The organism is Limnobacter sp. SAORIC-690 (genome assembly GCF_002954425.1).
GTDB classification, from domain to species: Bacteria; Pseudomonadota; Gammaproteobacteria; order Burkholderiales; family Burkholderiaceae_B; genus Limnobacter; species Limnobacter profundi.
The window spans coordinates 1,834,622-1,860,035 of sequence record NZ_MQVZ01000001.1 but is presented as its reverse complement, the minus strand read 5'-3'; the positions used below and the strand labels follow the sequence as shown (position 1 = coordinate 1,860,035).

Below are 25,414 nucleotides of genomic sequence, written 5' to 3'. Positions count from 1 at the left end.
TTGTCAATCCATAACACTTGATTGAGTTCATTGAGTCATTCCCAAAAAAGAAAAACGGATGGGATTGCCCTGCAAAGCAAACCCATCCTAAGCAACAACGTCTTCTAGGATGAAGAGAGGAAAATTGACGTCGTATTAACGCGAGGCTTGCTGAATCATCTTGGGCAGCTTGAATACCCAGAATGAACCGCCTTGCGGCACTGGCTTGGTCAGCTCGGCCATGTCACCACCCCAAAGTGGCACTGCACCACCATAACCACTGGCCACACCAATGTACTGTTCGCCATCCATTTCCCAAGTAATCGGGGAGGAAACAATTCCTGAACCCGTCTGGAATTTCCAAAGCTCTTTGCCGGTTTTTGCATCAAAGGCCTTGAAGAAGCCATCGCCTGTCCCTGTGAACACCAGATTGCCTTTGGTGGCCATGACGCCGGCCCAAAGCGGTAACTTCTCTTTGTGCTGCCAGATCACTTTTCCTGTAACAGGATTCATGGCACGCAATACACCCACATGGTCGTCGTACATACGCTTGATCCTGAACCCCTGACCAAGATACGCAGACCCCTTCTTGTAGGTCACGTTTTCTGTCCAGTAATCTTCTTTCCAGTGATTGGCGCCGATATAAAACAAGCCAGTATCCTGACTGTAGGCCATGGGGTTCCAGTTCTTGCCACCCAGGAACGGAGGAGATACTTCAACAGATTTGCCGCGATCCTGACCTGGCTCCGGGGGAGGAGGACGCTGCCCGGCCACTTCAATCGGCCTGCCGGTTTTCGGGTCAATGCCCTTGGCCCAGGTCACGCCGTCTACGAAAGGCACACCCCGAATGAATTTGCCGTCCGCTCGATTCACTACATAAAAAAACCCGTTTCGGTCAGCGTGTGCTGTGGCCTTGATGGTTTTGCCGCCATCTTTGTACTCAAACAAAACCAGTTCATTGTTGCCAGAGAAGTCCCAAGCGTCATTGGGTGTATGTTGGTAAAACCACTTCACTTCTCCCGTGCTGGGGTCTACGGCAACTTGACCTGAGGTGTACAGGTTGTCGTACTCCAGCGGATTTCCACCTTTGGGTGTGCGATACCAAGTGTTCCAGGGAGCGGGATTACCTGCGCCCACGATGATCAGATTGTTTTCAACGTCAAAGCTGGCAGACTGCCATGGAGCGCCACCACCCTGGCTCCAGGCTTCCACTTTGCCAGTGGGGCTGTTCGGATCATCCGGCCAGGACGGCGCTCGAGGATCACCTGTAGGAGTGCTTTCTTTTCCATTGAGTCGCCCCATGTGTCCTTCAACAAAAGGACGCATCCAGATTTCCTTGCCTGTTTCCGGATCACGTGCGTAGAGCTTGCCCACCACACCGAATTCGTCTCCGGAAGAACCATGAATCAACAGTACCTTGCCTGTTTTTTGATCCTTCACCAAGGTGGGAGCCCCTGTCATGGTGTAGCCAGCGGTGTGGTCTTCGAACTTTTCACGCCAAGCCACCTTGCCGGTTTTCTTGTCTAGCGCAACAATGCCCGCGTCCAACGTGCCGAAGAAAACCTTGTCGCCAAAAATGGCCGCCCCGCGGTTGACCACGTCGCAACAGGTCGAATATCTTCAGGCAATCGATGAGAATACTGCCAAAGTTTTGCACCTGTTCTCGCATCCAATGCATACATTCGGGAATAGGAACCCGTAACATAAATAACGCCATCATGAACCAGGGCCTGCGTTTCCTGGCCGCGCTGCTTTTCATCGCCAAAACTGAAAGACCACGCTGGCACCAGATTGGCCACGTTCTTGTCATTGATCGCGGTCATGGCACTGTAGCGCTGCGCCTTCGGCCCAAAGCCGTAGCTCAAAATGTCTTTCGGAGTTTTTTCATCGTTGACGATGTCTTCCCAGGTAACACCACCTGACTTGGCCGACACAGAACCACTCTGCAACGCCAGGCCAGCTGTTGCAGCGACAACAGCAAGCGTCAGGGCGCTGAGTTTAAAACTTGAATTTCTCACTGATCTCTCCTCTTTGTTTAATCTGATTTGTTGTAATCCGACTCTTCTTTCGGACTCGTTTCAGATTAAGGAGAGCACCCCGTATTCTCCAGAGCAGAATTCCCGCAGTAAACCGGGATTTATTCCCGAAAAACCAATGCACTCTTTACTCAACTTACTTCCATGACAAACCGACCGTGATACCCAACAAGTACTGGCGTTCGCTGGCAGGCTCGAAAAACTGCCCTGCCCCTTGGTTCACAATCACCGACCCTACGTATTCCTTGTCAAACACATTGTCCACACGGGCATAAGTGCGCACATTCCAGCCACCATTCAAAGGCCAGTCCTTGCTGGCGCGCAAGTTCACCACCGAGTAGGAAGGGGCAAAGGCATCGTTTGCATCGTTGGCAAACAGCTTGTCGACATACCGCAATTCTGTGGCTGCCTCATACAGGCTTGAAGGCTTGTAGACCAGTTCACCAAAAAAGGTTTTTTCGGAATGCTGGGCAAGCTGTTGCCGGCCTGAATGCTGTTGACCGAGGTGTCGTAAGTAGCGCGAATGTAGTTCAAAGCCACATTGGCTTGCCACTGCGTGTTGAACGCATGCTGCAAAGCCAACTCTGCACCCTCACGGCTCGTTGAGCCTGCGTTTTGGAATGATGTGGCACCACCGTTGGCAGCCAGCACCACAATTTCATTGTCCGTATCAACCGTGTACAGCGCCGCATTCACTTTGGTTGCGCCAAATTTTGCTTTGACACCCACTTCAAGCTGCTCGCTTTTTGCAGCGTCCAGTTGCGAGTTGAAATTCGGGCTGGGCGGTGCAACTGACAAATACGCGGTTTCCAGCAAGGTGGGTGTCTCGAACCCTTCGCCATAAGAAATATAGGTGTTAATGTTGGGTTGCAAACGGTAGGTGAAACCCAAATTGCCGGTGACCTCATCGTACTTTTTGCTGCCACTGCCATTGCCATTGCTCAAAAATTGATCATTGGATTCGATCTCGATGGATGAATTTCGAACCCCGCCCAGCACGCTGAATTTATCGGTGAAAAAATACTCCGCCTGCAGGTACTGATCGAACTGGCTGGCCGTGTTGGCCTCATCCCGATTGGGAGTGGTGCTGGCACCAAAAAAGCCCAAGCGAGCCTGCTCCAGTTCACCGACGGTCAAGCCCGCATTCAAAAACAAAGGTCTTTCCAACAGACTGGTTTGGTGCCCAAATCGCAGGTCAGCGCCGCTGTATTCGTTTTTCAAATCAATCACCGCAGTGCTGGCCAACACCTGGCGAATCTTCCGGTCCCCGTAATAAGGGCTGAAAGTCACATTGGTGCTGGGGCTGAACTTGTGCTCCAGCACAAGACCAGTTTGGCTTTGCTCCACGGTTTTGTTGGTGTTGTTGGCCACTGTATTGTTGCCCGCCTGCCGGCGGTTGCTGGCCAGTTGCGCGGCTGTCAGACCAGCCGGGTCTCGTGCCAGCGGAATGTCCGCATAGTTCACAACCCAGCTTAAGCGAGTGTCGCTGCTTAAATTCCAGACCATTTTGCTGTTGAAATTGTCTCGACGCGCTTTGCTGTGATCACGGTAGCCATCGGTGCGGAAAGTAGAAGCATCAATCACAATGCCCACTTCCTGATTGCCTTTGTTCAGCTTGATCCCACTTCTGCGGGTGCTGTCGGTGCCAAAGATCTGGTTCACTTCAAGCTCGGTACCAACCCGTGGATTTTCAGTGGTCAGCAAGATCACGCCGCCCGAAGAATTGCCATACAGGGAGGAAAACGGCCCGCGCAGCACCTCGATGGACTCGGTTGAACTCAGACTGAAGTGGGAAATTTGGCCGGAACCATCCGGCATGGTGGCGGGTATGCCATCGGAGAAAAGACGAACACCACGGACACCCGAAGTTGCCCGCGCCCCAAAACCTCGAATTGAAATTTGAAGGTCTTGCGCAAAATTGTTGCGGTTGTTGATGACCAAACCTGGCACACGGGTCAGTGTTTCCGACAAATTCACTTGAAAGCTGGCCGCTTTTTCCAAGGTATTCTGGTTGATCTTGTCGACCGAGGCTGGCACCTCAAACGGGTCGCGTGCCTCGCGGGTGGCCGAGACCACGAAGGTGTCCAGGTTTTCGGTTTGTGACCATGCAGGTGAGGCCATGCCCAAAGTGGCCAAAGCGGCAATCAAGGGTGTACTGCGGTGCTTCATGAACAATGTCTCTTGAATGTTGTTGTTGGCAGTGCGGCAAGCTTGACCGAAACGGCTCGTGAAATTTTCCCGATCGTCAAGAAAAGTGGAATATTTCCTCTGCCTCTACACTGCCTACTCTTTGTACAATCATAGTAACAACTGTTAACCCACAAAAAATATCAGGAGACACCCGCATGTTGCATGCACTCGAAGTGCTCGCTTTACGCGTCTACATGGCCATTTTCAAAGTGGTCACTGCACTGATGCCCTTCAAGTGGCCCCGCATGTTCGAAGGCACCGGTTCCTCACTGGACTTGGTTCGGCACATGGCCGACGCGGGCCACCGCAATGTATTGATCGTGACCGATGCTGTGTTGGTCAAGCTTGGCGTACTTGAAAAAATGAAGGCCGAGCTTGAAACCCAGGGCGTGAAGTACGTGGTGTATGACGGTGTGGAACCCAACCCCACTGTGGAGCAAATCGAAGCCGGTTACCGCATGTTGATGGAAAACGGCTGCCAGGCCATTTTGGCAGTGGGCGGAGGAAGCCCGATTGATGCCGCCAAAATGATTGGTGCCCGCGCCAAGAACAACAAGCCTGTATTGAAACTGACCGGCTTGCTGCGGGTGCACAAAGGCATGATTCCCCTGTTCGCTGTGCCGACCACTGCGGGTACCGGTGCAGAAGTCACCATTGCGGCCGTGGTCAGCGACACAGAAAACAAACGCAAAGTAGCCGCCATGGACATTCGCTTGTTGCCCACGGCCGCCGCGCTGGATGGATCGCTCATGACCGGCTTGCCTGCGCACATCACCTCGGCCACGGGCATGGACGCATTAACCCACGCTGTGGAAGCCTTTGTATCACGCAATGCCACCCGAAAAACCAATGAAAAAGCCCTGGAAGCAACCCAGCTGATCATGAAGCACCTGGAAACTGCCGTTGCAGACGGCAGCAACCTGGAAGCCCGCCAGAAAATGGCACGGGCATCGCACCTGGCTGGCATTGCTTTCACACAAGCCGGAGTGGGTTATGTGCATGGCATTGCACACAAGTTTGGCGCCCTCTACCACACGCCCCATGGCTTGGCCAACGCGATTGTAATGCCCCATGTGCTGGACTATTCATTGCCCAACTGCGCCGACCGCCTGGCCATCCTGGCTCGCGCATGTGGCATCGGCGACAAAGGGGCAGACGATGTGCACCTGGCCCGCGCCTTCATCGCCCGTATTCGCGAGATGAATGCAAAATTCGGAATCCCGACCCAATTGGCAGCGCTGAAAGCGGCCGATATTCCAGCAGTGGCCAAGTCTGCGATTGCGGAGGCGCGGTTCACCTACGCAGTGCCCCGCTACATGAACCAGCGTGTTGCCGAGTCAGTGATCAAGAACCTGCTGCCTACCCAATAAATTATATTTTTGTGACGCTGTAACTTTCACACTGCATCAACGATCTATAGCGTAGACCACCCGGCCAACCGGGTGGGTTGCGAGATTGATGACCATCAAAAGAAGGATGCAGGAAATGAGAACAGCAATCGGTATGGCAGTTGTTGCGGCACTGGCCGCAATTGGTACACAGGCAGCGGTAGCGCAAACTCCAATCCCCAGCGAGCCGGCCAATGCGGTGAACCTGGTAGATGGCCTGGAAGGTGTATTCGGGACCCATGCAGCCCGCCGCTCTGGCGCACGCGGTGTGTGCGCAGCAGGTGAATTCGTTGGCAACAAGGCTGCTTCCGCCATTTCCAAGGCCTCCGCTTTCTCTGGTAAACCAGTACCTGTCACCCTGCGCTTCTCGGTGGGCGGTGGCAATCCAAATGCACCCGAAAACGGCAAGGGCGTGCGTGGCTTGGCTGCCCAATTCGATCTGCCCAATGGTGAACAATGGCTAATGGCCAACATTTCAGCCCCCTTCTTCACCGCCGCGACACCCGATGCATTCCTGGCATTCCTGGAAGCACGCAAGCCAGACCCTGCAACTAAAAAACCGGATCCTGCAAAGATAGCAGCGGCGGCCGCCAAGTACCCTGACTTCAAACCGCAAATGGAATGGGTTGCCAAAACCGGCGTACCCGCAAGCTATGCTGCTGTGAATTATTGGAGTACCAACGCATTCAAATTCACCAACGCCGCTGGAAAAACCCAGTTTGCAAAGTGGATGTTTCTGCCCGTAACCGGCCAAGAGTTCATTCCTGATGACAAATTGGCTACTTATGCGAAGGTGTTTCTGGAAGACGAGTTGAAAGGTCGCGTTGCACAAATTCCAGTGGAATTCGACATGGTGCTGCAATTGGCGCAGCCTGGTGACCCCACTGACAATGCCACAGTGGCATGGCCCGATGACCGCAAGAAGGTGGTGGCGGGTCGTTTGAAAGTAACGGCAGTGACTGACAAATCAACTTGCGATGGCATCAATTTCAACCCACTGGTATTGCCCACCGGTATCGAAGGATCGGACGATCCTTTGCTTGCAGCACGGGCAGGAAGCTACGCAGTGTCACAGGCGCGTCGTTTGGCCAAATAAACGACGTTCCCCTTTTAGCCTGTACACTATTGGCCGGTTCCCCCTCCAGGGTTCCGGCTTTTTTTATGCAGATCGCCAGTAGTACACAAGGAGCAGTACATGGAATTATTTGACGCAATTTATCAACGCCGAGCCATCAAGGCATTCGATCCCGAGCACACCATTTCCGCAGACGATGAAAAAAAACTGTTCGAGGCCGCCATTCAGGCACCGACCAGTTTCAACATTCAGCATTGGCGTTTTGTGGTGGTGCGCGATAAAGCCTTGCGCGCTGAAATGCGCAAACTGGGCAATGACCAGGCCCAAATCACGGACTCATCCTTGCTGGTCATCATGACCGCCGACATGAAAGCCTGGCAGAAAGACCCTTCACGCTATTGGGTGCAGGCGCCAAAAGAAGTAGCCGACCTACTGGTCGGCTGGATGGGGCCTTTCCACGATGGCCGCGAATGGTTGCAACGCGATGAAGCTCAGCGATCCATCGGTATGGCCATGCAAACGTTAATGCTTGCCGCCAAAGGCATTGGGCTGGATTCCTGCCCAATGATCGGCTTCGACATCGAAGCAGTGGCCAAGTTGATCAACTTGCCAGCCGACCATGTCATGGGCCCCATGGTGGCCATCGGCAAAGGCACCAAAGCGCCTTGGCCAAAGCCCGGCCAGCTTAGCCTTGATGAAGTGTTGGTGAACAACACATTCTAAAAGGCTTTTAGAGCTTTTCCAGAAATGCAATCAACGCTGCTTGCTCTGCAGGGTTTAAATCCTGAAAGCGGCGTTTTGCCCCCTCGGCCTCACCACCGTGAAAATCAATCGCTTTCCTGAAATCCCTGCCTGCGCGACCATCGTGCAACAGGGGTTTGCTGGTTTGGCCAACACCCCACAGCGGCGCTGTCTTCCACTCAGTGGGTAGCCCCAGACCTTCGGGTGCGTTGTCAGCCAAAGCCGGCCCCATGTCATGCAGCAACAAATCGGAATACAGCCATACCTCCCGGTCGTTCAAGGGCGCGGGTGCCATGGGCGATGTTTTCATCATGGGTGTGTGGCAACTGCTGCATTGAATGTCATTGAATAACTGCTGTCCTCGCAAAGCAATGCCCGTCAGTTGCGGCCTTGGCGGTGGCGCCAGCCAGCGTTGAAAATCTGCCGTGGCCTGTGTTTCAGCAAGGCTGACTGCCTCGCCCACAAAAGGTGTGCAATCCGCTGTCGCCAGGTTGCCCTTGGGCCGCACTGGAGCAGCAAACAGAGGGTGGAAAGTGGCAATGCCCAATTCTGTTGAAAACGCCCCCTGCGTGAATGATTGAACATCGGCCACAAAACCGCGTGCTCCCAAACGGCCCACCAATTGGTCTGCGGCATTCAAGTCGTTCACCCCTCCTGGAAACATCACACCAGGTCGACCACTTACCTCCGGGTTCGCCTGCTCACTGGCCAAACCATTTTCAATCAAGGTGCTGTCAGGAATATTCTCCAGCAATCCAATACCAAACAGGTGGGGCGTTACCCGAGTGGTGCTGGCCATCGCATGGGGAGGCACCAACTCACCACCCAACACACAGCCGGGTACTTCATCTGGAAACTCGGTGGCCACTGAACGCGCATGAACATGAGGTGCACCGTCGGCCTGGGTCACCAACCCCACTGCAAAATGCGGCGCCAACACCGTGGTGAAACGCTGAATGGTTTTGGTGGGGTCAGTACCACCGACGGCCGGCTGACCATGACATTCCACACAGCTTTGCGCATTGAAAACAGCACCCAAACCATTGCTGGGCGTAAATACCTTTTCAAATATCGCTTTGCCCTTCTCAAAACGGGCCAATTGTGTGGGTGTCAAACCATCAATTGGGGCCGACCAGTCGTGCAGTTCAAGGTCGCGTGTTTCAGCTCGCGTTTGCTCGGCAGCCTGTATCGAATTGTTCGGGGAGTTGGTATTGATTGAATTGTCTTCTGAAGTACAGGCGCCCAACATCAGACCGATGGCTGCAAAGGCCGCCACATGGCGTGAACTCTTGATCATGTCTCGAAATTATAATGATGATTATGGTTTTTTCATTCTTACTTCCACACTTCCAAATTGGATTCAAAAGTGACTAGTGTCGGTTACACGACATTGACACTGTCTATCCGCAAGTACCTGAATCTGCACAGGACTCGCTGCAGTAAGAATCAAAGGAGACACACACAACAAGTATTCACAATGAACATCCATTTGCATCGCACAACTCGCGCTGTCACAGTTTTGCTGGCCGCAGCCACTTTGGCAGGCTGCCTTGGCGAAAGCAGCGATCTGACCCAAACCGACAATCGCACCAACCCCAATGAAAACCCCGGCAACGCTGAGTTTGTTGACACCGCAGGTTTGCAATGTGCGCTAAGCGATCCAAACCTGTTGATCGGTGAAGGGCAAGACAGCCCCTCCCTGACCCCAGCCAGTACACCGAACAGCAATATTCAACCCAGCACAGGCTTGAACAGTGGCACTTGCAGAAACAACACCGCGTTTACCATGGGCACCGGCATTGTCGACATCACTGGCCCCGCAGCGGGTTCTGTGATGATGGGTTATGAAAGCCCCACCCACGCCAGCCTTGGCCTGCACACCCGCCAGTTTTCCCGCGCGTATGTGATTGGTTCACCATGCAACGGTAACCGCGTGGTGTATGTGGTCAACGACCTCGGCATGATTTTCCATGCTGTGCGCCAAGGGGTTTTGAACAAGGTGGCAGCCGATGCTCAATTGGCACCGTTCTACAACGAGCAGAACATCATGCTAAACGCCACCCACACCCACGCCGGACCCGGTGGCTATGCGCACTTCACCGCTTTCAATGCGTTCCGTTTGGGGCATGACGAGGAGGTTTACAACTTCATCGTAGACGGCATTGTGGAAGCCATTCGACGTGCACATGCCAACCTGCAAGCCAACCCAGAGCCAGGTCGCCTGTTGGTCAACAATGGTGAATTGTTGAATGCCAATGTGAATCGCTCTGCGATTGCATACGATCAAAACCCGCAAGAAGAACGCAACCAGTACTTGAACCAGCGTGGTGAAAGCCAGAATGTGAACAAGGAAATGGCACTGCTGAAACTGCGCCGCGCCGATGGCACACCCATCGGGCAAATCAACTGGTTTGGTGTGCACCCCACCACCACAGGCAACACCAATCCCTTGATTTCCTCAGACAACAAAGGTTGGGCAGCATTGGCCTTTGAAAAATTGATGGGCACACAATACGAGGCACCGGCCGGGAAAGACACTTTCGTGGCTGCATTTGCACAAACCGATGAAGGTGACAGCAGCCCCAATATTTTCTTCAAAGACAAACCTTTTGAGGAACGTGGTGGCTCTACCGATGAATTGAAGGCTGTGGAAATCAACGGTAGCAAGCAACTGGCGCGCGCACTGACCCTGTACCGCGATGCCAACCAGTTGGTGCGTGGTGGAGTGAATTTTGCACAATTCCACGTGAAGATGGACGAAGTGGAAATTACAGACCCCGTGGTGCTGAATTCACTGCGCCACCCAGAATCACTGAACAGCGCCGTGAAAAAAACCTGCACCGCCGCCATGGGCGTGTCATTTGGTGCAGGCGCTGAAGACGGCCCTGGCCCCACAGTGGAAGGCGCGAGCTGCAACGGCCGCACCGACCCGGCCCGCCTCACCCGCGACCTGGCTGCGCTGGCCGCAGGCAAACTGCCACCGGAAATATTGGCCACCGCCGTGCTGTGCAACCTGAATGACCTTCCATTTGACGCGGTGCCCGCTGGCACCAGCCTAAGTTGCCAAGCTGAAAAACCCGTGCTGTTTGTACTCGGCCCGCCCCTGAACTTCAGCAACAATGTGCTGCCATTTCAGTTGTTCACCATTGGCAATGTGGCAGTGTTGGGCTTGCCTTGGGAAATTACCACCATGGCCGGGCGGCGCATTCGTCAAACTGTGCTGGAAGTGTTGGAGCCACAAGGCATTGACCAAGTTATCATCAGTGGCCTGAGCAATGATTTTGTCAATTACCTCACCACGCGTGAAGAATATTCCATTCAGCAATATGAGGGCGCCTCCACGCAATTTGGACCCTGGACGCTGGCCGCCGTGCAACAGGAAAGCCGCAGGCTGGCCCTGTCATTGGCCCAGCAAAATCAACCGCCTGCCGGCCCACCCCGCACAGTGACCAGCAACCCGATTCCCCGCCCACCCTATGTGCCGTTTGATCAGGCCCCCAGTGCCGCATTTGGCGATGTATTGGCCCAACCCACACCCACGGTGACGGCCGGCAACACGGTGACCGCACAATTTCAAAGCGCTCATCCGCGCAACATGAAAACCCGCGGCTTGGCGATAGTGGAAGTGGAGCGAATGAATGCAAAAGGTGAGTGGGAAAGTTTTACCCACGACCGTTCGCCCGAACTGATTTTCCGCTGGCAGCCCTTCGAGCCCACGCCGTACTTAAGCCCGATTCCATTGCCCGGCTTTGTATCCTCCGCCTTGGCGGAATGGAAAATTCCGGCCAACACGCCTGCGGGTAAATATCGAATCAAGCACCGGGGTGTTGCCGTACCAGCGGGGTCGCCCGAGCCATTTGAAGGTGTGAGCGAGGCGTTTGATGTAACGGCTACAGGTGCCACCTGCAGTGACGGGAGAAGAATGTGATTCATCCATTTTTATTGAGCGTTGCGACTGTATCGCTGTTGCTGTCCGCATGCGGTGGAGACTCAAGCAGCACCAGCAGTGCTGCCACACGAGTAGGCGCGAGTGCCGCCAATACCAGCAACCCGTTCCCGGGCTACCAAAGCACTTTGTACACAGGCACCAGCAATTGGTTGTGTCACCCCGATTTGATGGGAACCAGCAACGTGTGCAACGGCAATTTTGACAGCACTGCAGTGGCTGCAGATGCCACTGCTACCACACTAAGCTACGCATCTGCCACAGCGCCCCAAGTGGATTGTTTCTACGTCTACCCAACCACCAGCATCGACCTGATGGGCAACTCAGACTTGAATGATGACTTGCAAGAACAACAAACCACTGCACTGCAATTTGGCCGTTATGGCGAGGTGTGTCGTCAGTTCGCACCGGTGTACCGACAACGCACTTTGACCGCACTGGGCCTGACTACATTCACCGGTGCGCTGGGTGGCATCGACATTGCACCGAATGCCGGTGAAGTGGCGTATGCCGATGTACTGGACGCCTTCAAGGAATACATCGCGAATCAAACCGATGGACGCGGTTTTATTTTGGTGGGGCACTCTCAAGGTTCGGGCATTTTGCGCAGGCTGATTGCAGAGGAAATTGAAACCAGACCCGAGCTGATGAGCCGTTTCATTTCAGCCCACATACCCGGTACCAATGTGCTGGTGCCCAAGGGTCGCGATGTGGGCGGATCGTTTCAAACGGTACCCGCTTGTCGAAATGCCAACCAACTGGGCTGCGTAGTGGCCTATGTGACCTACCGCGCAGGCGATCCTCAGCTTGAAGATCCACGCTTTGGTTTAAGCGCTGAAGAAGGTCAACAAGCGCTGTGCACAAACCCCGCAGCACTGGCAGGCGGACAAGCAGATTTGTTTCCTATTGTGCCTCGCCAGCAGCCACCGGTATTTCGTGTGTTACTGATTCCACGTGGACCTGGCGGCCCCTACGCGAATCCAATCAGCAACTTCACCATTCCCACCCCCTACTACTCCATGCCCGGGCAAGTGAAAGGAGAATGCAAGGTGGGGCCGAATGGTGTCAGTTATCTTGAAGCGAGTATCGTGGCAAACCCCGACGATCCGCGCGCAGACGACTATCCCGGTGAATTTATTGGCGGATCGAATTGGGGACTTCACCTGATTGATGTGTCAATTGCGCAAGGCAATTTGGTGCTGCTTGCACAGCGTCAAGCGGCCAGCTTCTTGCGACAATAAAACGTTGCATTACTCCACATTCGTGCTGCATTCCGCAGCACTGGGTGTGTGGTGGCAGCGTACCTTTTTCAGCAGGCTCATCATGCGTTTGTCGTATACACCTTCCTGCGTCAACTGCACACGCGCCTGCTGCATCATCACATTGTATTTTTCCTGATCCACTGGTGTCACGTTCATCCAGTATTTGGCAGGCACCTGCTTCTCAATCAGCCTGACAGCATCCAGCGCTTGATCAATAAAGCCCAAGCCAAACTTGCGCATTTTTTTCAAACGCTCATCGAGGTCCGGAATTTCTTTCTCCAAGCGCGTGCGGTTGATAATGGCCGAACCTGTCACGTTCAACAGCGGCATTTTGTACACACCACCCTTGGTGCCCAAGCCACGGTACAACTCGAGCGGTGCAAAGGCCACGGCGGGCGCAGCCACAATATCGACCACACCGTTATTAAATTTTTGCGCGAAGTTGGTAATATCGCTGGGCACAGCCTGTGCGCCCAATTGCTGAATCATTTTGGCCTGGCTTTTGTCCCAATCCATCACCGCCACTTTTTTGCCCGCAGCCTTTTCAATCGAGTCGATGGATCGGTCGTTCACCATCACATACGCTGCACCCAATGGGGCCATGCCAACCACCTGATACTTGCCTTGAATTGACAGGTCGTACAAAGCGTCGTTACCCATCAAAACCTGCAAAGCAGTTTTTACATGATCGTAAGAGGGCAGCGCACCCACTGCATCAAAGCTGCCCATGAACTGATTGAACAAACGCGCACGCAAGGTGGTAATGCCCACCGCCTCGCATTGCCCTGTCCTGAAGGACTCGGTGGCCACCGTTTCATTGGTGTGAGGAATCAACTCGGCGAACACATTCCACTTGCGTGCTTCCAAAGCAATGTCTTGCGCCACGCTGAACACCGGCCCAGCCTTGCCCAAAATATCGAAAATGCAAATCTTGATGTGCAGTGGCTTGTCCAATGGCTTCATCTCTTTCATAAGCTGGCGAGAGACATTGCCGATGAGGTTGGGCGGAATTTCCGGTCCCTTGACCTGTGAAAGTGCAGGCGTGGAAGCCGCAGTTCCAACAAAGGCCAGTGAGGCAAGCAGAAAGCGGGTGAGCATGGCGGTGTTCCAGTGAAGGGAAAAAGTACTGCAACACAGATGTAACTGAGCGGTTACATCATCAGCCATTCGCGGCGCATGGTCAATCATGCGCCGCAACATGCTCTGTTAAAAATCCAGCGAAGCAGACACTGTCAAGGTACGCGGGTTGCCAATCGTCAAGTAACCCGAACCAGGGAAGCCACCCGCAGAGGCCCAGTAATTCCGATCAGTCACATTGTCCAAACGGGCTCGCAGTGTCAACGCTTGCGCATTGCCCACCGGCATCACATACCTGACACCCAAATCAAGGCGAGTCCATGATGGCACCTCTTGTGTATTGGCTGCATCAGCGTACTGACTGCTGGTGTAAATTGCCCTTGTCTCGAATGCAAGCCCCTGCACCTGCGCCGGGCTCCATTCCAGCCCCACGTTGGCCTGTGTTGAAGGGGCGCCAATCGCATCGCGGCCATCAGCATCGGTGTTCAAAATACTCACGCCACCAAGCACGGTGACTGTTTTGCTGGCTTTGCCAAACGCCATGAGTTCCAGGCCTTCATTGGTTTGGTCGCCTACTTGTGAAAAAGTATTGGAACTGTCAATGCCGTAGTTGGGCTTTTCACTTTGGAACACCGACACTGAACCACCCACGCTGCCGCCGTCATATTTCACGCCCAGCTCAACCTGCTCAGTAATGTAAGGTTTGAACACAGTTCCTGCATTGGCCACAGGTGCACCTGCGCCAGTAGTGGCAGGTGCGGTGTCACCCTTCACCAGTCCTTCAATGTAGTTGGCATATACCGAGTACTTGGGGCTAAGTTTGAATACCACGCCCGCCACCGGTGTGGTGGCATTCTCAGAGTAATTGGCGGTTTGCTCACCGGTGTTTCCATTAAAACTGGTGGCTTCAATTTGCTGGTGGCGCGCCCCCACGGTCAGCAACAATCGCTCACTCAAAAACGCCATGGTGTCTGCTACAGCGAGGCTTGAAGTTTCTGTTTTCTCGGTCAGCAAAGGATTGTTGAAATTGCCACTGGGGAATGCGCCCAATGCGGGTTCGGGAACTGCTGTTGGATTGTAAATATTGTTCGAGAAACCGGTAAAGCTGGAAAAATCGAAAGCATTTTTTGACTCAAGTTCAAACACTGAAGCGGTGGTACTCACGGTGTGCTTTACCCCAGCCGCGTTGAACTTAAAGCGCAAACCTGCTTCGGCAGTTTGCACGGAGTCTTCACGAACATTTGCAAAACGCAAGGCGTTGGTATTCCCCTGTTCATCCACCACGGTGGGGTTGGAAAAATTCCCGGCCTCGTTGCTTTCCCTTGCACCACCGGCCAACCAGCCAGTCACCGTGTCATTGAAATCATATTCAGCACGTACAGTGCCGAATGTGTCCTCTGCGTTGGAGAAGGTCCAGGGCTGCGCAATGCTGCGGTCTGCACGCGGTGTGGTTGGAATGGCGAGGCCTGCGGCGATTGTGATATTGGGCTGCGAAGCCTGAAGCTTGTGCTCTTGATAGCCCACATCTGCGGAGATTCGCAGATGGTCACTGCGAAAATCTGCGCCCACTGCGAACAAGGAAAGTTCACGCGACTCTCCTTCAACATTGGTGTCGCCATCGCGCCTGGCAATGGTTGCCCGCATGCCGGTAGACCCATCGTTGAAACGGCGAGCAAAGTCGCCAGCCAGGTAAGTTTCTCCACCATTCTGCACACCCACTGTGGCCTGGTTAATGTCGTAGTTCGGCGCGCGCTTGGGCACCACATTGATCGCACCACCCAAGCCACTGCCGCCGGGCGCTGCACCATTCAAAAACGCGTTCGCGCCACGCAGCACTTCAACGCGTTCGATCAATTCTGCGGCCAGATATTGCCTGGGCAGCAGACCATACAATCCGTTGTACGACATGTCGTCCGAGAAAATGGGCAGGCCGCGCACCAGGTACACCTGCTGAAAATTACCGAAACCACGCGCCACGCGAACTGCCGGATCGTTCAACAACACATCGCCAACGCTGGATGCTTGTTGGTCTTGAATCAACTTCGAGGTGTAGCTGGTCAGGTTAAACGGCGAATCCATATTTGATTGCGTGCCCAACAAACCCACACGTCCGCCTGTGGCCACTTGGCCCCCTGCGTATTCAGGTGCAAGTCCGTCGGCTGAGGCATCGGCACTGGCATTGACCTGCACTGCAGGTAACTCGTTGGCTTGGGCGAATGCGTTGGATGACAGGGCTGAAAATACTGCGAGAGCCAAGAAGCTGACTTTGGGATTCTGGGAGATCATGAGAAACTTCGGAGAATGGACAATCCACCAATTATAATGATAACTATTATCATTTGTATTAACGAATGTTAATTTAAGTACATGAGAACTGCCCTGCGACCTTGGCTAGATACTTTTTACCAACAGGAGTCCCGCCGAATTCTGGCCACCCTCATTCGCTTGCTTGGCGATTTTGATGTGGCTGAAGAAGCCATGCACGAAGCATTTTCAATTGCATTACAGCGGTGGGAAGTCGAAGGCATCCCCACCAACCCAAGGGCCTGGATGGTGTCCACCGCCCGATTCAAAGCCATTGATCAAATCCGCCGCCGTGCAAAATTCGACACCTCGTTTGAAGACGTTGCCGACGATCTCGCCGAGCAACTACACCATGAACCCGATTACGCCGACGAAACCATTGAAGACGATCGCTTGCGGTTGATTTTCACCTGTTGTCACCCCAGCCTGTCACCTGAAGCCCAATTGGCGCTCACCTTGCGGGAGGTGTGCGGGCTTTCCACGGAAGAAGTCGCCAGCGCATTTTTAAGCACTACACCCACCATGGCGCAACGAATTGTTCGCGCCAAAACCAAAATTCGCGATGCCAAAATTCCCTACGAAGTGCCTCAAGCCGATCAGCTTCAAGAACGTCTGCATGCCGTACTGCATGTGATCTATCTGGTGTTCAATGAAGGCTACTCGGCCTCGACCGGCGAAGCATTGATTCGCAAAGAACTCTGCAGCGAAGCTATCCGCCTTGGGCGCCTGCTGGTACAACTGTTGCCAGAACCCGAAGCTGTGGGGCTGCTTGCCTTGATGTTATTGAATGACTCCCGCCAGGCAGCACGTTGCACACCCAATGGTGATCTGATCTTGCTGGCAGACCAGAATCGCACACTCTGGAATCAGGCCCAGATCCGCGAAGGCTGCCAGTTGGTGTTGCAGGCCTTGGCCACACGCCGATTTGGCGCATACACGCTGCAGGCAGCAATCAGTGCTGTGCATGCCGAAGCCCCCAGCACGGAGAAAACAGACTGGATACAAATTGTTGGCCTTTACGACGCCCTGCTGGAACACACCCATTCGCCGGTGGTTGCACTGAACCGGGCTGTGGCCGTGGCAATGCGAGACGGTCCCGAGGCAGGGCTTGCGCTGGTCGACGAGTTGATGGCGCAAGGCCACCTGCACGACTACCACTTGGCCCACGCCACACGCGCAGACCTGTACAGGCGAACGGGCCACGTAAAGGAAGCCCGTGATGCCTATCAAGACGCACTTCGTCTGACTCGACAAGGGCCGGAGCAGCGCTTTTTACAACAACGTCTGGATGACTTGGGCAGACTGAAAAATTAATTTAAAAAAAATTTCAAACAATGTCGATTTCAGAAAGTGCCGTTCGACTAATTCATGAAACCCCCAACTAAAGGAGAAACCATGAACGCAATCAAGGCAGTGCTGGAAAGCTGGCAACAATCGGTGGTCGACGAAGACTTGGAAAAAATCATGAGCCACTACAGCGAGAATGTGGTGTCGTTTGATGCAGTCAAAGTGCTGCACATCGTCGGCAAAGCGAATTACGCAGAACACTGGAAATACTGCATGCAGTTGTGCGGTGGCGGCATCATCTTTGAAATTCATCAATTGAACATTCAAAGCAGCGGCGAACTGGCCTTCTGCCATTACCTGTCGCGTTGTGGTTCGGTTCAAGACTTTGGCAATGAAAACGTTGGCTGGATGCGTGCCACCGTGTGTCTGCGTCAGGAAAAAAATGAATGGAAAATTGTGCATGAGCATTTTTCTTCGCCATTCGACCCTGAAAGCGGTAAAGCCATTTTCGATGCCCAACCTTGAGAGGCAACCTGCCATGAAATACCTTTGCCTTGCCCATGAGGAAGAGGCCCTGTTCAAAGCCATGCCACATGAAGAATGGCTGGCTTTGAGGCAGGAAACATTGAGTTATGTGGAATCCTTGAAAGCAAGCGGCCACTTGATTACCACCCATGCACTTCAGAGCGCCAACCATGGTGTGCTGGTGCGGGTGCGTAATCAAAGGTTGGTAACAACCGACGGGCCCTTTGTAGAAACCAAGGAACAACTGGGTGGTATTTTTCTGATTGAAGCCCATGATTTCAACGAGGCCTTGCGAATTGCATCGCAATGGCCCTCTGCGCGGTTGGGTACGATCGAAATTCGTCCGATTGAAGAATCACTTCGCGAAGATTGTCGCTACGGAGATTGAATATGAAATATCTGGCCTTGGTGTATTACGACGAGAACATCATGAACAGCATGTCGCAACAGGAATGGGATGCACTGAACAACGAGTGCATCGCCTGCGTTGAAAATTTAAGCCACAAGGGGCACTTCATCACAGGTAGCCCTTTGTTGCCAGTCAATACCGCCACTACCGTGCGGGTTCGAAATGGCAAGACCCACACGACTGATGGCCCCTTTGCAGAGACCAAAGAACAGCTCGCAGGTTTTTACATGCTGGAAGCCCAAGACCTGAATGAAGCGATTGCACTGGCCGAGAAAATTCCACCCGCCCGTTATGGCTCAATTGAAGTGCGCCCTGCACGGGAACTGGTGAGCCATGGAAATGCCGCAGGAAGCAAGCAAACTGCTTGATCTGTGTTTACTGCCGCTAAATTACATGGACGTGTTTAATTGCGGTGGCAAGTGACTCACACCATTGAAACTGAGTAAGCTGACTTTGCCTTTTGAATACAGTACCTCGGTGAGCGATGCATTTCGAATTACACGCAGCAGGCTGTACCAGCTTGCATCGGGCAAGCCCATCACTTCGCACACCAGTGCTGCAATAGATCCGGCAGATGTGACCACCACTTCAATCTGCCCGTTGGCATGTTGCGCCTGTGTGTGCGAACTTAACCAATCGCGCAACTGTTCACGAAACTCGCCAAGCTTAATCGCCCCGGGATACGCACGTCTCCATTGGCCCAGGCCCGGCAGGTTGCATCGTAATCACGCAGCACTTCAAGCGTGACCGACCCGAGTCGAGTGCCATACTGCGCCCAAGCAATTGCTCTGCTGCACTGAAAATTTCTTCACCCTCGCAAACTCATCCAATGCCTCAGATTGTTTGCCAGAAATTAGATACCCGCTTTCCTTGAGCAACAAGTTTGCGGTGTCAGCCTGCCTTTGTCGGGGTCCGTGCAACACCGCATTTGGATGTACGCCTTGATTGCGCATCCACAGCCCGGTGGCTCGTGCCTGGCTTGTCCCAGTTCCGACAAAGCATCGTAACGCGCGGCCCCAAACGAGGCCTGACCATGTCGCATCAACACCAAGGTGCTCATACTTTGTGGCTCGTCAGTATTTTGGGGTTGCTGGCCAGCAAACGGTTTTTACCCACAACACGCAAGTGGCTCAGTACTTCAGTACGCTCTGGGTTGTGAGGGTCTGCAACACCAGCACGAATGCGGGCCGCCAATACACGGTTTGCCCGGGCCACATCGAATACAGGTTCACCTAATACTTCGGCCAATCCGCGTTGCTCTTCTTCCTCAAGTGCGGCGCCTTGCTGCAACTCACGCTGCGCAATCGACATGGCATTCATCACCATCAACACATCTCGCTTGGCATCACCCTGCAACATAGGCAACACTTTGCTCTTAAGCAGCTCGCGCGCGCACTGCAAAAGCAATTCACCAGTGGGTTGTTCACGCATCAGTTGTGCTCCGTCATGTTCAAAATTTCCCATTCCAGCTCCGGCACAATGTGGCCAGTCAAAGCCAGCAACAGGGAGTTTTCTTGCCCGGAACAAAAGCGTTGTGCCTGCTCAATGGCCACCACCGCCCAACGCACATGGGCCATCACTTCCCAATAATGAATTTGATCTCGATCAATCGTGCGACCAGATTCGACCTCATAACCGTGGTAAAAATGTTCGCGCAGACCAATGCCGCCTGCCGGTAAATCGTCTTGCCCAAAGCGCCAGCATTTCGCACAAAACCAGCCAACGTCCTCCAGCGGATCGCTCCAACCTGCAAACTCCCAGTCCAGAATACCGGTCAGCCCATGTTCATCCACCATGTAGTTGCCGGTGCGAAAATCGCCATGAGCCAGTGTAATCAAGTCGCGTGCTGGCGCGTGGCGCTCAAGCCAGCGCAAACCCCATTCCAGTGCCGGGTAAGCGGTGTGGTGTTGATCCAGAAACTCGCGATGGGTATTGATCCGATACTGCGCGGGCGATTCAGCGTAAGTGTGCAAAAAATCAAGCGCTTTCTGGGGTGGCCTGATCGAATGGATACGCGCCAATTCCCTACCCAAGCGATTAGCCAGTTCAACACGATCGGGTGCGTAAGTGGTGTTCTTCACCAGCACATGGCCAGCCGCTGTGCCGCCTATTCTGCGCATCACAAAAAACGGGCGCCCAAACACGGAAGTGTCGGTGCACAAACACAAGGGTTGCGGTACGGTTACACCTGCATTGAACACGGTTTGCAACAAAGCGAATTCCTGCGCACGACCGTGGCTGATGGCCACACCTGCAGTGGGTGAATCGCAACGCAATACAGTGTTCAATCGGCCACCTTGAGTACTTCCATGAACACCACCAGTGACCTGCAAATCCAGTGCCCAGTTTTCTTGTACGGCACCACCGGAAAGCAATGCTGCTTGCAAGATTTCAACCCTGTCTGCGAGCAATGCCTGCGTCAAATATTTTTCCAGAGACTTTTTTTGAGTATCGTTCATTGCATGGCGCCCTACAAAGCGCTGACCAAATGCCCGCGGTCCACTGCAACGCAAGCGCCAGTCATCCCCGCCCCTGCATTCGAGGCCAGCAGCAATAGCGGCCCAGTCAAATCGCCAAGCTCACAAAACTGCCGTGTCGGAATTCGTTTGCGCAATTTGTCGCCCAGTTCACTGGCCAGAAAGTCGCTGTTCATGTCGGTGGCCACATAGCCAGGCAAAATGGCGTTTACGCGAATATGGTAACGGGCCAATTCAAGCGCCATCGCCTTGGTGGCCTGCACCAACCCGGCCTTTGAAATGGCATAGGGCCCCACCGCACCGCCCACGCGCTCACCTAAAATGGATGCAATGTTCACAATCGCGCCCGGTTTACCAGCAGCAGCCAAGGCGCGCGCAAATTCAGTGCCCACCAGCCAGCAACCTTTCAGGTTTGTGTCCAGTATTTGGTCCCAATCGTCTTCGGTTTGCTCCAACATGGGTTTGGCAATCGACTGGCCGGCATTGTTGATCAACACATCGGGCACACCATGTTGTTGAGCAATATTCGCCATGGCTGTGTTCACTGAAGACGATTTGCTGACATCCATGGCCACCGCATACGCTTTGCCACCGGCTGCCTGAATTTGATCCAACACTTGCTGCAGTTTTTCAACGTTGCGCGCACTCAACAACACGGTTGCCCCTGCACCGGCAAGCACCTGTGCAAAGTGTTTTCCCAAGCCACTCGAAGCACCAGTCACCAGCACCAATTTGCCTTGCATGGAAAACAGATCATTGTTGCTCATGGTTTTTCCTTATTTTTTGTCCAGGCCTGCAATCAGTTTTTTGCCCATGCTGAAGCGGTGCACTTCACTGGGGCCATCGTAAATTCGAAATGCGCGCATGTCGGTAAAAATGCGGCTTACGATGGTTTCACCTGTGACGCCCTGCCCACCCAGAATTTGCACGCTGCGATCCACGACCCGCCACTCGGCTTCTGAACACACCACCTTCGCGCGGCTCGATTCAAAATTACATCGCTCGCCTTGGTCCAGCATCCAGGCGGTGTGCCAAATGTGCAAACGCGCCGTGTGCAAATCCATTTCATTGTCAGCCAACATGAAACTAACGCCTTCATGCGCACCCAACTGCACACCAAAGGCCTGCCGTTTGCGGGCGTAGTTCAATGCAATGTCGTGTGTGCGGCGTGCCTGGCCCAGCCAGCGCATGCAATGGGTTAAACGGGCCGGTGCAAGGCGCACTTGCGCATATCGAAACCCCTTGCCAATTTCACCCAATACACTGCTTTCGTGCACACGCAAATTGTTGAACTTCAACACGCCATGCCCACCAGTAAAACAGGCGTCCATTGCATCCATGGTGCGCACATACTCAATCCCGGGGGCATTCATGTCACTTAAAAACATGGTGGCTGTGCCGTCTTCCATCTTCGCCATGATGATGGCAAAGCTTGCCCCTTCCGCGCCGGTAATAAACCACTTGTCACCGTTGATCACGTAGTGGTCGCCATCTTTCACTGCGGTGGTTTGCATCATCGAAGGGTCAGCACCAGCGCCGGGCGCGGGCTCAGTCATGGCGAAACACGAACGAATTTTTCCCTGCACCATGGGTTTGAGCCAGCGTTCTTTTTGTTCGGGTGTGGCCACCACTTCCAGCAAGTGAATATTGCCTTCATCGGGCGCATGAATATTCATGGCTGTGGGCCCCAAGGTGGAGTAACCAGCCTCTTCAAATGCAATTGCTTTTTCAATGTGGCTCCAGCCGCGCCCACCCAGTTCTTTGGATGCATGCGGAGTCAACAAACCTGCCTTGCGGGCCAAACTCACCAATTCCTCGCGCAGTTCTTCAGAAGGTCCGTGCGCGGTTTGACGTGGGTCTTTCTCCAGAGGAATGATCTGTTCGGCAATGAAAGTTCTCACCTCATCTTGAAGCGATTTCAATGCAGGGGTCAGGGAAAAATCCATGGGGCACTCCGTGTCAGTCGATACATCTACTGTAATCGACTTCAACACGGCTGCCCAAATGCAAGCTGTCAGCGTGGCCTATGGATAACCCTGAAATGGCTTTAAAAACCCTATTTCCAGGGCAGTGCTGGTGCAGCCAGTCGAGCAGCAACACCGGTGTTTGCTGATTCGTCGAGTACGTCGCCAAAACGCGGATCGCCCTGCTCCCAATCTTTTTGAGCTTGTGCAATGGCTTCCTTGCTGTGGCCAACAAAATTCCACCACATTTGCACGGGTGTTTCAAACGGCACACCGCCCAGCAACAAGACACGCGCATCGGTGCTCAGGGTCATCTCAAGGTTCTCTGAACCAGGTTCCAGATAGGCAAACTCATCGGGTGTGTAAGTCTCGCCCTGCACGTTCACCTGCCCTGTCAAAGTCAGAAATCCGTACTCAAAATCCTGGTTCAAACTCAGATTCACTGTGCCGCCCTGCTTACTGAACAAATCCATGCCCAACATGGGCGAACGCACTGCCGTGGGCGCAGTGAATGCATTGAAGGTGCCCGCCAGCAAGGTGCATTGAACATCCTCAACATGCCAAATTGGCAGTTCCGGATAATGGGCAAAATCGGGTTCGCAATCTGCAAGTTCTGGCGGCAAGGCGATCCACAACTGTGCTGCATGCAGGCGGCCACCATTCACCACCGAATCTTCGGTGTGTACAATGCCACGCCCTGCGGTCATCAGGTTCACCTGCCCTGGGCGAATAATCAGTTCATTGCCCAGGCTGTCTTTGTGCAGCACTTCGCCATCGATCAACCAAGTGAAAGTTTGTAATGCAGTGTGCGGGTGTGCGCCCACATGCATACCCTTGTCAGGTGCAAAATTCACGGGGCCGGCATGGTCCAGAAAACACCACGCCCCCACCATGCGCTTGTGGCGACTGGGCAAGGCACGTTTCACCAACATGCCTTCGCCCAAATCGGCACTTCGAAGTTCAATTCGCTTGATTTTGTTCATGTCAAAATCATAACGGTTTGCGATTACTTCGTCAGTGCTGTGTAGCTGGTAATCAGGTTGCGATAGTCTGGAATGTGATTCGAGAACAAGGCACCCAATCCTTCAATGTCGTTGCGCCAATCACGGTGCAGTTCACAAGCCACGCCGAACCAGGTCATCAACTGTGCTCCTGCGTTGCTCATTCTTTCCCAGGCAGAGTGGCGTGTCAGTTCGTTGAATGTACCCGATGCATCGGTCACCACAAACACCTCATATCCTTCTTCAAGGGCCGACAAGGCTGGGAATGCAACGCACACCTCGGTGACCACACCCGCAATAATCAATTGCTTTTTGCCAGTGGCTTTGACTGCGGCCAAAAACTCGTCGTTGTCCCAGGCATTGATCTGACCGGGGCGTGCAATGTAAGGTGCATCGGGGAAAATTTCTTTCAACTCGGGCACCAAGGGGCCATTCGGGCCGGTCTCAAAACTGGTTGTCAAAATGGTGGGCAATTTGAAATATTTCGCCAAATCGGCCAAGGCCAACACATTGTTTTTGAAACGATCGGGATCGATATCCCGCACCAGCGACAGCAAACCGGCCTGGTGATCAACCAACAGCACAGCAGCATCGTTTTTATCAAGACGAACATAGGGCTTGCTCATGGTGTCTTCCTTCTCATTGACAGTTAATAATGGCAATATGCTATTGAAACAAACAATCATTGATAAGCACGCAAAAACTCAACAGATCGTTCTGCATGAGGAACAATAAGGGGCAAATACACATGGATCTCAACGACCTGTACTACTTTGCCAAAGTGGTTGAACACCAGGGTTTCTCTGCTGCGGCACGCGCACTGGGTGTCCCGAAATCGAAAATTAGCCGCCGAATTGCCGAGCTTGAAAAGCGCCTGAACACGCAACTGCTGTATCGCTCCACCCGCAAGCTGCACATCACAGAAATCGGAAAAACTTACTACCAGCACTGCAAGGCCATGTTGATTGAGGCAGAAAGTGCGCAGGAATTGATTGAACAAAATCATTCCGAGCCACGTGGCCTGATCCGCATGACTTGCCCCATCGCATTGCTGCATGCACACATTGGCGACATGCTGGCGGAATTTCTGGTGAAACATCCGCAAGTCACAGTGCACATGGAAGCCAGCAACAGGCGGGTGGATGTGGTGGCCGAGGGTGTTGACCTGGCCATACGGGTTCGCCCATTGCCTTTGGACAGCAGTGACTTGGTGCTCAAGGTACTCTCAGACCGTGGCCTGTGTTTGGTGGCATCGCCCTGCTTGATCAACAAAAAGGGCTTGCCCACACACCCCAACGATTTGATTGACTGGCCAAGCCTGGGTTTGGGGCAAACCCAAGGTCAGGTACAAACCAGTTTTGAATGGTGCCTGACCCACGCCAGTGGTGAGCGAATCGTGATACCCCATTCACCACGGCTGGTGACCACCGACATGGTGGCCTTGCGGGCCAGCGCCATGGCGGGTGTGGGCGTGGTTCAGTTGCCTAACCTCATGGTGCCCAAGCAAGTTGCCAGCGGCGAGCTGGTGAAGTTATTGCCCGACTGGTCGCCCCGTCGTGAAATCATTCATGTGGTATTCCCCTCCAGGCGGGGCATGCTGCCTGCGGTGCGTGCGTTGATCGACTTTCTTTGCGAGAAGTACGACTCTTTCGACGAGGAGTGACCAACTTTTTTTCCGGTATTAATATGAAAGACATGCTGAAGGTCAAAAATATCAATTGCCCCTGCCTATAGGGTAAATTTATAAAAACAA

The 25,414-nt window shown here is 53.6% G+C and carries 22 protein-coding genes and 1 pseudogene; 10 read left to right on the top strand and 13 right to left on the bottom strand.

Features of this window, described 5'->3' with window-relative positions; genetic code table 11:
- Positions 1–135 precede the first annotated feature (135 nt).
- From BSZ31_RS08885 to BSZ31_RS08875, 3 genes and pseudogenes are all read right to left on the bottom strand, one after another.
- Positions 136–2,024 (bottom strand): annotated as a pseudogene (locus BSZ31_RS08885) (methanol/ethanol family PQQ-dependent dehydrogenase).
- A gap of 127 nt (positions 2,025–2,151) precedes the next feature.
- Positions 2,152–2,340: a hypothetical protein gene (locus BSZ31_RS17555; RefSeq protein ID WP_369907265.1), complete on the bottom strand. Its 189-nt coding sequence runs from the start codon at positions 2,338–2,340 to the stop codon at positions 2,152–2,154.
- Between the two features lie 2 nt (positions 2,341–2,342).
- The gene (locus BSZ31_RS08875) at positions 2,343–4,184 is read right to left on the bottom strand and encodes a TonB-dependent receptor domain-containing protein (protein WP_105028439.1); all 1,842 of its coding nucleotides are present in this window, start codon (positions 4,182–4,184) and stop codon (positions 2,343–2,345) included.
- A gap of 176 nt (positions 4,185–4,360) precedes the next feature.
- Between BSZ31_RS08875 and BSZ31_RS08870 the strand changes: the two genes are divergently transcribed.
- From BSZ31_RS08870 to BSZ31_RS08860, 3 genes are all read left to right on the top strand, one after another.
- Positions 4,361–5,575, top strand: coding sequence for an iron-containing alcohol dehydrogenase (locus tag BSZ31_RS08870; protein ID WP_206018580.1), 1,215 nt, complete (start codon positions 4,361–4,363; stop codon positions 5,573–5,575).
- A gap of 115 nt (positions 5,576–5,690) precedes the next feature.
- The gene (locus tag BSZ31_RS08865) at positions 5,691–6,689 is read left to right on the top strand and encodes a catalase family peroxidase (RefSeq protein ID WP_168426912.1); all 999 of its coding nucleotides are present in this window, start codon (positions 5,691–5,693) and stop codon (positions 6,687–6,689) included.
- A gap of 99 nt (positions 6,690–6,788) precedes the next feature.
- Entirely contained in the window at positions 6,789–7,391 is a 603-nt protein-coding gene (locus tag BSZ31_RS08860; protein WP_105028437.1) for a nitroreductase family protein, read from the top strand.
- Positions 7,392–7,398: 7 nt separating this feature from the next.
- Here BSZ31_RS08860 and BSZ31_RS08855 read toward each other — a convergent pair whose 3' ends face one another.
- A complete protein-coding gene (locus tag BSZ31_RS08855; RefSeq protein ID WP_105028436.1) occupies positions 7,399–8,706 on the bottom strand; it encodes a di-heme oxidoredictase family protein in 1,308 nt (435 codons plus the stop codon).
- Positions 8,707–8,898: 192 nt separating this feature from the next.
- Between BSZ31_RS08855 and BSZ31_RS08850 the strand changes: the two genes are divergently transcribed.
- Both BSZ31_RS08850 and BSZ31_RS08845 read left to right on the top strand, forming a co-directional pair.
- The gene (locus BSZ31_RS08850) at positions 8,899–11,337 is read left to right on the top strand and encodes a neutral/alkaline non-lysosomal ceramidase N-terminal domain-containing protein (protein ID WP_168426911.1); all 2,439 of its coding nucleotides are present in this window, start codon (positions 8,899–8,901) and stop codon (positions 11,335–11,337) included.
- Positions 11,334–12,596, top strand: coding sequence for a DUF3089 domain-containing protein (locus BSZ31_RS08845; protein ID WP_146106649.1), 1,263 nt, complete (start codon positions 11,334–11,336; stop codon positions 12,594–12,596). Before BSZ31_RS08850 ends, BSZ31_RS08845 begins: the two co-directional genes overlap by 4 nt.
- Positions 12,597–12,605: 9 nt before the next feature.
- On the opposite strand, the gene BSZ31_RS08840 is transcribed toward BSZ31_RS08845, so the two are convergent.
- Together BSZ31_RS08840 and BSZ31_RS08835 are read right to left on the bottom strand one after the other, a co-directional pair.
- On the bottom strand, positions 12,606–13,715 hold the full coding sequence (locus BSZ31_RS08840; protein WP_206018579.1) for a putative solute-binding protein: 1,110 nt from the start codon (positions 13,713–13,715) through the stop codon (positions 12,606–12,608).
- A gap of 108 nt (positions 13,716–13,823) precedes the next feature.
- Positions 13,824–15,980 (bottom strand): TonB-dependent siderophore receptor, encoded by a 2,157-nt coding sequence (locus BSZ31_RS08835; protein WP_105028433.1) that lies wholly within the window; start codon positions 15,978–15,980, stop codon positions 13,824–13,826.
- 81 nt (positions 15,981–16,061) lie between these two features.
- On the opposite strand from BSZ31_RS08835, the gene BSZ31_RS08830 reads away from it, so the two are divergent.
- From BSZ31_RS08830 to BSZ31_RS08815, 4 genes are all read left to right on the top strand, one after another.
- Positions 16,062–17,312, top strand: a complete 1,251-nt coding sequence (locus tag BSZ31_RS08830; RefSeq protein ID WP_105028432.1) for an RNA polymerase sigma factor — start codon at positions 16,062–16,064, stop codon at positions 17,310–17,312.
- 81 nt (positions 17,313–17,393) lie between these two features.
- Entirely contained in the window at positions 17,394–17,810 is a 417-nt protein-coding gene (locus tag BSZ31_RS08825; RefSeq protein WP_105028431.1) for a nuclear transport factor 2 family protein, read from the top strand.
- Positions 17,746–18,198, top strand: coding sequence for a YciI family protein (locus tag BSZ31_RS08820; RefSeq protein ID WP_240605677.1), 453 nt, complete (start codon positions 17,746–17,748; stop codon positions 18,196–18,198). The genes BSZ31_RS08825 and BSZ31_RS08820 overlap by 65 nt, the downstream gene beginning before the upstream one ends.
- A gap of 2 nt (positions 18,199–18,200) precedes the next feature.
- Positions 18,201–18,587 carry a YciI family protein gene (locus BSZ31_RS08815; protein ID WP_105028430.1) on the top strand — a complete coding sequence of 129 codons (387 nt, stop codon included), beginning with the start codon at positions 18,201–18,203 and terminating at the stop codon, positions 18,585–18,587.
- Positions 18,588–18,608: 21 nt separating this feature from the next.
- Here BSZ31_RS08815 and BSZ31_RS08810 read toward each other — a convergent pair whose 3' ends face one another.
- The 7 genes from BSZ31_RS08810 to ycaC form a co-directional block, all read right to left on the bottom strand.
- Positions 18,609–18,923, bottom strand: coding sequence for a histidine phosphatase family protein (locus BSZ31_RS08810; protein WP_255411444.1), 315 nt, complete (start codon positions 18,921–18,923; stop codon positions 18,609–18,611).
- 352 nt (positions 18,924–19,275) lie between these two features.
- Positions 19,276–19,650, bottom strand: coding sequence for a DUF6285 domain-containing protein (locus BSZ31_RS08800; protein WP_105028428.1), 375 nt, complete (start codon positions 19,648–19,650; stop codon positions 19,276–19,278).
- Positions 19,650–20,678 carry a phosphotransferase family protein gene (locus tag BSZ31_RS08795; RefSeq protein WP_105028427.1) on the bottom strand — a complete coding sequence of 343 codons (1,029 nt, stop codon included), beginning with the start codon at positions 20,676–20,678 and terminating at the stop codon, positions 19,650–19,652. The genes BSZ31_RS08800 and BSZ31_RS08795 overlap by 1 nt, the downstream gene beginning before the upstream one ends.
- A gap of 11 nt (positions 20,679–20,689) precedes the next feature.
- Complete coding sequence (locus BSZ31_RS08790; protein WP_105028426.1) at positions 20,690–21,463, bottom strand: SDR family NAD(P)-dependent oxidoreductase; 774 nt, start codon at positions 21,461–21,463, stop codon at positions 20,690–20,692.
- 9 nt (positions 21,464–21,472) lie between these two features.
- On the bottom strand, positions 21,473–22,642 hold the full coding sequence (locus BSZ31_RS08785; RefSeq protein WP_105028425.1) for an acyl-CoA dehydrogenase family protein: 1,170 nt from the start codon (positions 22,640–22,642) through the stop codon (positions 21,473–21,475).
- Between the two features lie 110 nt (positions 22,643–22,752).
- Complete coding sequence (locus BSZ31_RS08780) at positions 22,753–23,643, bottom strand: pirin family protein (RefSeq protein ID WP_105028424.1); 891 nt, start codon at positions 23,641–23,643, stop codon at positions 22,753–22,755.
- Between the two features lie 23 nt (positions 23,644–23,666).
- The gene (gene ycaC, locus BSZ31_RS08775) at positions 23,667–24,287 is read right to left on the bottom strand and encodes an isochorismate family cysteine hydrolase YcaC (protein ID WP_105028423.1); all 621 of its coding nucleotides are present in this window, start codon (positions 24,285–24,287) and stop codon (positions 23,667–23,669) included.
- 122 nt (positions 24,288–24,409) lie between these two features.
- Here ycaC and BSZ31_RS08770 point away from each other — a divergent pair, with 122 nt between their 5' ends.
- The gene (locus BSZ31_RS08770) at positions 24,410–25,324 is read left to right on the top strand and encodes a LysR family transcriptional regulator (RefSeq protein WP_105028422.1); all 915 of its coding nucleotides are present in this window, start codon (positions 24,410–24,412) and stop codon (positions 25,322–25,324) included.
- The last annotated feature ends 90 nt before the right edge of the window (positions 25,325–25,414 follow it).